This is a genomic window from Mycobacterium sp. E3298, assembly GCF_001666895.1.
Lineage (GTDB): Bacteria > Actinomycetota > Actinomycetes > Mycobacteriales > Mycobacteriaceae > Mycobacterium.
Map to the genome: position 1 here is coordinate 1 of NZ_LZJB01000601.1, position 6567 is coordinate 6567.

Here is a 6567-nt window from a genome sequence, read left to right on the forward strand (position 1 = left end):
GGTGATGGTCTTGGCCAGCAGCGCGGGATTGCGGTAGGTGTTGCCGGTCACCAAGGTGCCCAACTGGACTCGCTCGGTGGCGGTGGCCAGCGCGCCCAGGGCGGTGTAGGCCTCCAGCATCGGTTGGTCGGGGTCGCCCAACATGGGCAGTTGGTAGAAGTGGTCCATCACGAAGACCGAGTCGAAGCCGGCGGATTCGGCCTCGCGGGCCTGAGCGATGACAGTGGGGAAGAGCTTGTCCACCCCGGTGCCGTAGGAGAAGTTGGGAATCTGCAGACCGAGTCGAATAGCCACGCGGTCTACCGTAGTGCCGCTCCACGCGCGACGAAACGGCTCGCGCCGCGATTACGCCCTCAGCCGAATTGGGCGAGCGCGCCGTGGCTGACGTGCAGCGTCTGGCCGGTGATGTGGCGGGCCGCCGGGGTGGTCAGGAACAGGGCCAGCCGGGCCACCTCGCCGGCGACCGACGGGGGCGTGCGCGACAGGCCGTCGTAGCCGGGCTGCGCGCTGCGCCCGCTGGCGACGGCGTTGACCGTGATGCCGCGGGTGCCGAAGACGCCCGCCTGTCCGGCGACCCAATTCGACAGGGTCGCCTTGATCGCGGCGTCGACGCTTCCGGCGGGCGGGTTCTCCGGCACCACGCTGATGATGGAGCCACCCGAGCGCAAGTGATCGCCCACGGTCTGCACCGTCAGCACGGCCGATAGCACCGTGGCGTCCAGGGCATTCCGCCAGGCGTTGGCCGTGTCGGCGATCGAGTACGCGCGGGGGTCGCCGGCCTCCCAGGTGGGAGCCGGCACGTTGACGATGGTGTCCAGATGGTGGGGGAACAGGGGACGGGCCTCGGTCAGGCTCGCCGGGTCGGTGGTGTCGCAGACGATCGCGTCGACGTCGAGTTCCTTGGCGGCGATCTCGAGGTCGCTGCGCCGTGCGCCCACGAGGGTCACCTTGTGACCGTCATCGCGGAAGCCTTCGGCCACTGTGCGTCCAAGTTCGGTGTCTCCACCGGTGACCAGCACTTCCACTGCCATGACCTCCTCGTGTTCAACGTTGAACCCAGATCCTGCTGCGGATCGAATGACGGACCGGCCTGGGATCTCAGCACGTTATGGCATCAGTATGCGTCCATGTTACTGGACAGTAGCTAGTCGGCGAAATTGTTCGCGCCGCGACGCGCGGATCATTTCCGTAACTATTCGAACCTCACTTTTTTGCGCCGTTAGGCCTGCAATAGGTCCGCATCGTCGGCGGGTTAGGGTGCATCCATGCCTCGGATCGGGTTCCTGGCCGGTTTCGTCTCGACGATGCTGATGGCGGCCCTGATCGGGTGCGGATCGACACCGGCGGCGCCCGGGACGCTGGTGGTGTTCGCCGCCGCCTCGCTGAAGCCCGCGTTCACCCAGATCGGAGCGCTGTTCAAGGCCCAGAACGCCGGCAGCAACGTCGACTTCGAATTCGCGGGATCGTCGGAACTGGCCACCCAGTTGACGCAGGGCGCCGCCGCCGATGTCTTCGCGTCGGCGGACACCGCGCAGATGGACACGGTCGCCAAGGCCGGCTTGGTCGCCGGCGACCCGACGAACTTCGCGTCGAACACGCTGGTGATCGTCACCGCGCCGGGCAACCCGAGGCAGGTCGGGTCATTCGCCGACCTCGCGAGGCCGGGGGTGGCCGTGGTCGTCTGCCAGAAGCCGGTGCCCTGCGGGTCGGCGACCCGGCGCGTCGAGGACAGCACCGGCGTTCACCTCAACCCGGTGAGCGAGGAACCGAGCGTGACGGACGTCCTCAACAAGGTCACCACGGGGCAGGCGGACGCCGGGCTCGTCTATGTCACCGACGCCCACAGCGCCGGGAACAAGGTGACGACCGTCAGCTTCCCGGAGGCCGCCGGCGCGGTGAACGTCTATCCGATCGCGGTGATGAACAAGGCGCCGCAAGCGTCGCTGGCGAAGCGGTTCGTGGCCATGGTGACCGGTGACGTCGGCCAAAACATCCTGGCCCAGGCGGGGTTCGCCAAGCCCTGATCAGCGGGGCGGTCCGAAACCCGTTCGGGCCTGGTCGATTTGGCCATAGGCGTAGGTCACCATCTCGGCGGTGGTCATCATCTCACCCTTGCGGGCGAGCGATTCGTAGGTTTGGTCACCGAGGACCTCGCGAAGGTCGGCGATCATTTCTGCGAGTTCGGGCAAGGTCGTTGCTGCCATCGGGCTGACCGCCGCCAAACCGGCGATGGTGGCAGCCGGTTCGTAGTGTCCTAGCCGGTTGAGGAACACGGCGAGGACGGCGAGCGCGTTGTACATCATGCCGATGTTGCCCGACTCGTGGTTGTTGCGGATGGCCGAGGCGAGGTGATCCACCGCCGCCCCGGGGTCCCCTTGCTCGGCCATGAGTCCGGCGGCCCAGTACGGGAATTGGGTCTCGTAGAACCGGTTGCCGCTATCCCGCGCGACGAGCAGACTGCGGCGCAGCGCCGCGAGGGCGCGATCCGGATCGGTCGCACGGACCGCGTACCCATACACGAAGAGTGCGTAGGCGAGCACCCATGGATTCCCGGTGGCCTCGGCGGCATCGATGAGGCCCTCGCCCGTTGCCAACGCCTCGTCAGACGAACCGCAGACGGCCAGAGCGAACACCAGGTTTGCCCTGGCGAAAGTGTTGGCGTCCCCACCGCGCCCCACCTGGGCCCGGCATAGCTCGAGATACCGTTCGGGCTGCCCGACGAACAAATACGCGCTGCCGAGAAAGGCCTCCCCGAAAGACGACACCTTGTCGCTGGCGGCGGCGATGACCGTCTCACCGATTTCGCTGTAGCGCACGGCCTCTTGGTACCGGCCGACCAGAACGGCCAGCGATGCCCCCACGCACACGGCTGCCAGCCGTGGGTGGTCGACGGCACGAAGGGGTTCGACCATTTCTTCGGCCCAGGCGATGGGTTCGTAGTTCTCGAGGAACGGACCAAGCAAGCCCGCGTATGCGGCGATGGCCGCACCCGCATCCAGGTCGCCGTGTTCGGTCGACCAGCGAAAGGCGGTGCGCAAGTTGGCCAACTCGACCGTGAGCCAGTCGTATGCCTCGCGCTGGCGCGGGCCGTCCCACAGCGCCATGACGTCGGCCTCGCGCCCGGCGAAATGGCGGGCATGCGCGGCGCGGATCTCTCCCGCAGCGCCGGAGGTGATGAGCTGTTCCTCGGCGAATTGGCGGATCGTCTCGAGCATCGAAAACCGGGTGCGCCCCGAAGACCGGTCGACGACCAGCAGCGACTTGCGCACCAAGGCATCGAGCAGGTCCAGAATCACGTACTCATCCTCGGCGCCCATTACGGCGCAGGCACTTTCGAGGTCGAATCCGCCCGCGAACACCGAACAGCGTGCCAGCACTGCCTTTTCGTCGTCGTCGAGAAGGTCGTAGGACCAGGCCACGGCGTGGCGCAGCGTGTGGTGGCGCTCCAGGCCGCGCCGCGCACCGACCAGCAGCCTGAAGCGGTGGTCGAGGCGGTCACGCACTTCACTGGCGGTCATTGACGCCATCCGCGACGCGGCCAGCTCGATGGCTAGGGGAATCCCGTCCAGCCGCTGACAGATCTCGGTGACGGCGGCGGCATCACGGCCGTCGACCATCGAGAAGCCCGCCGAAATGCCTTGGGCGCGTTCGGTAAACAGGGTAACCGCCGCGGAGTGGACGCCCGCCACGTCCAGGGAACGGACGGGCCGCACCTGCTCGTCGGGAATTCCCAGTCCTTCGCGGCTGGTGGCAAGGATCTTCACGGTGGCCGATCGGGCGAGGATGGTTTCGATCAGCTGGGCGGCGGCGTCGAGCACGTGCTCGCAGTTGTCGAGCACCAACAGCCTTACCCGGCCCTCCAATGCGGCAGCGACCGACTCGCCGACGGTCTGGCCCGGCTGCTGGGTGATGCCCAACACCGCCGCGACCGCGTCGGGAACCGCCGCCGGGTCGGTCACCGCGGCCAACTCGAAAAGCCACGCCCCGTCCGGGAATTCATCAGCCAACCGCGTGGCCACCTCTAACGCGAGGCGGGTCTTGCCGACCCCACCCACTCCGGTCAGCGTCACCAAACGATGCGTCTTGACCGCCGCTTCGATGTCGGCAACGGCGGCCTCGCGGCCGATCAAGCTCGTGTGGGCGGGCCGCAGGTTGCCCGGACTCGTGTCCAGCGCCCGCAGCGGCGGAAAGTCGGCCCGCAGGCCGGCGGCTCGGACCTGAAACACGCCGACCGGCATGGGGACGTCCCGCAACCGACGGGGTCCCAGGTCGACCAGATCCACGCCGCTCAGCAAGCCTGCCGTCGACGCGGCCACCAGGATCTGACCGCCGTGCCCGGCGGCCATCACGCGCGCCGCACGATTGAGCACCGTGCCGAAGTAGTCGCCGTCGCGCAGCTCGGCCTCGCCGGTCGCCAGCCCCATCCGCACCGGCAACTCGAGTGAGCGCTGTGCGGCCACGGCGGCATCGACCGCCGCGCGCGGCGAGGCGAACGCCGCGCACACGCCGTCACCGGTGTGCTTGAACAACCAGCCCCCGTGCGCCTCGATCGCGGTGCGCAACGCGTCGTCATGGGCCGCGAGGGCCACCCGCATCCCGTCCGCGTCGGCCTCCCACCGACGCGTCGAGCCCTCGACGTCGGTGAACAGAAACGTCACCACCCCCGAAGGAGCGGCCGCCGGCCGAGCGGACACCCCAGCAGAATCTCACAACGCACCTGCTTCTACCTCGCACATCGGCGGAAACCTCGGCTCTCGGGCGCTAGGTTGGGGCGGTGTTCATCGCCCGATCATGGTTGGGGTCCAAGCATTAGCGAGCGTCGCGCCGATCTACCGCGGTGGGTGTACGTTCCCGCCGCCGCGGGGACCGGGTTCGTGGTGCTGCCGCTACTCGCCATCGCGATCAAGGTCGACTGGCCCAACTTCTGGTCACTGATCGCCAGCGCGTCGTCGCGAACCGCCCTGCTGCTCAGCCTCAAGACCGCCGCGGCCAGCACCGTGCTCTGCGTGCTGTTTGGCGTCCCGATGGCCCTGGTGCTGGCCCGCAGCACCGCGCGACCGGTGCGGCTGCTGCGACCATTTATCCTGCTGCCCTTGGTGTTGCCGCCGGTCGTCGGGGGGATCGCGCTGCTGTACGCGTTCGGCCGGCTCGGGCTGCTCGGCAAGTACCTCGAGGCCGCCGGTGTCAGCATCGCGTTCAGCACCACCGCGGTGGTGTTGGCGCAGACCTTCGTGTCGCTGCCGTTCCTGGTGATCTCCCTGGAGGGCGCCGCGCGCACCGCCGGCGCCGACTTCGAGGTGGTGGCGGCGACCCTGGGGGCGCGGCCCAGCACCGTCTGGTGGCGAATCACCCTGCCGCTGCTACTGCCGGGCCTGGCGTCGGGCGCGGTGCTGGCGTTCGCCCGCTCGCTGGGGGAGTTCGGCGCCACGCTGACGTTCGCCGGGTCCCGCCAAGGGGTCACCCGCACGCTGCCGCTGGAGATCTATTTGCAGCGGGTCACCGACGCCGACGCCGCGGTCGCGCTGTCGATCCTCTTGGTCGCGGTGGCGGCGCTGGTGGTGCTGGGGCTCGGCGCCCGCCGGCTGACCGGAGACGAAACGAGATAGCCGGGGCCATGAGCGAACTGCAGCTGCGCGCCGACGTCGCGGACCGCCGACTGGACGTGGAGTTCACCGTGTCGGCCGGCGAAGTCCTTGCGGTCCTGGGGCCCAACGGCGCGGGCAAATCCACCGCGCTGCATGTGATCGCCGGGCTGGTTCGCCCGGACCACGGGGTGGTGCGGCTGGGCGACCGGGTGCTGACCGACACCGCGGCCGGGGTCAACGTGGCAACCCATGACCGCCGCGTCGGCCTGCTCATGCAGGACCCGTTGTTGTTCCCGCACATGAGCGTCGCCGCCAACGTGGCCTTCGGGACGCGCAGCCGGGGCGGGGGGCTGCGAACACGACGAGCCGCGGGGAGGGCGGCGGCCCTGCGCTGGCTGCGCGAGGTGGACGCCGAGCGGTTCGCCGACCGCAAGGCGCGGCAGCTGTCCGGCGGGCAAGCCCAGCGCGTGGCGGTGGCGCGGGCGCTGGCCGCCGAGCCCGACGTGCTGCTGCTGGACGAGCCGCTGAACGGTCTTGACGTCGCGGCGGCCGCGAGCATTCGCGCGGTACTGAGGCGCGTGGTCGCCCGCACCGGCTGCGCGGTGGTCCTGATTACGCACGACCTGCTCGACGTGTTCACGCTGGCCGACCGGGTGCTGGTGCTCGAGTCCGGCAAGATCGCCGAGATCGGTCCCGTTTCCGACGTGCTCACCGCGCCGCGCAGTCACTTCGGGGCGCGGATCGCGGGCGTCAACCTGGTCAACGGGACGGCCGCCGCGGACGCCGCACTGGACGCGCGCTCCGGCGTGCGCTGGCATGCGGCGCCGGGGGGTGAGGGGCTCGCCGCGGGCCAGAATGCGATTGCGGTGTTCCCGCCCACGGCGGTGGCGATCTATCGGGACCGACCGCACGGCAGCCCGCGCAACACGGTCGAGGTGACGGTGGCGGAGCTGGACATCCGCGGGGCGGCGGTGCTGGTGCG

At 69.4% G+C, this 6567-nt stretch carries 6 protein-coding genes; 3 read left to right on the forward strand and 3 right to left on the reverse strand.

The genetic code is table 11. The features are described 5' to 3' along the window. Together A9X05_RS27495 and A9X05_RS27500 are read right to left on the reverse strand one after the other, a co-directional pair. Nucleotides 1-294 (reverse strand): LLM class flavin-dependent oxidoreductase (locus tag A9X05_RS27495; protein ID WP_156737046.1); only part of this gene is annotated, 294 nt, incomplete at its 3' end. Nucleotides 295-353: 59 nt separating this feature from the next. Continuing rightward, the gene (locus A9X05_RS27500) at nucleotides 354-1031 is read right to left on the reverse strand and encodes an SDR family oxidoreductase (protein ID WP_067760746.1); all 678 of its coding nucleotides are present in this window, start codon (nucleotides 1029-1031) and stop codon (nucleotides 354-356) included. A gap of 234 nt (nucleotides 1032-1265) precedes the next feature. Between A9X05_RS27500 and modA the strand changes: the two genes are divergently transcribed. Further along, nucleotides 1266-2024 carry a molybdate ABC transporter substrate-binding protein gene (gene modA, locus A9X05_RS27505; RefSeq protein WP_067760748.1) on the forward strand — a complete coding sequence of 253 codons (759 nt, stop codon included), beginning with the start codon at nucleotides 1266-1268 and terminating at the stop codon, nucleotides 2022-2024. On the opposite strand, the gene A9X05_RS27510 is transcribed toward modA, so the two are convergent. Further along, nucleotides 2025-4694, reverse strand: coding sequence for an adenylate/guanylate cyclase domain-containing protein (locus A9X05_RS27510; RefSeq protein WP_231972881.1), 2670 nt, complete (start codon nucleotides 4692-4694; stop codon nucleotides 2025-2027). Between the two features lie 114 nt (nucleotides 4695-4808). Here A9X05_RS27510 and A9X05_RS27515 point away from each other — a divergent pair, with 114 nt between their 5' ends. Both A9X05_RS27515 and A9X05_RS27520 read left to right on the forward strand, forming a co-directional pair. Further along, entirely contained in the window at nucleotides 4809-5606 is a 798-nt protein-coding gene (locus tag A9X05_RS27515) for an ABC transporter permease (protein WP_197499222.1), read from the forward strand. An 8-nt stretch (nucleotides 5607-5614) separates the two neighbouring features. Beyond that, nucleotides 5615-6567, forward strand: a 953-nt coding sequence (locus A9X05_RS27520; protein WP_067785387.1) for a sulfate/molybdate ABC transporter ATP-binding protein, incomplete at its 3' end; no start/stop codon positions are given.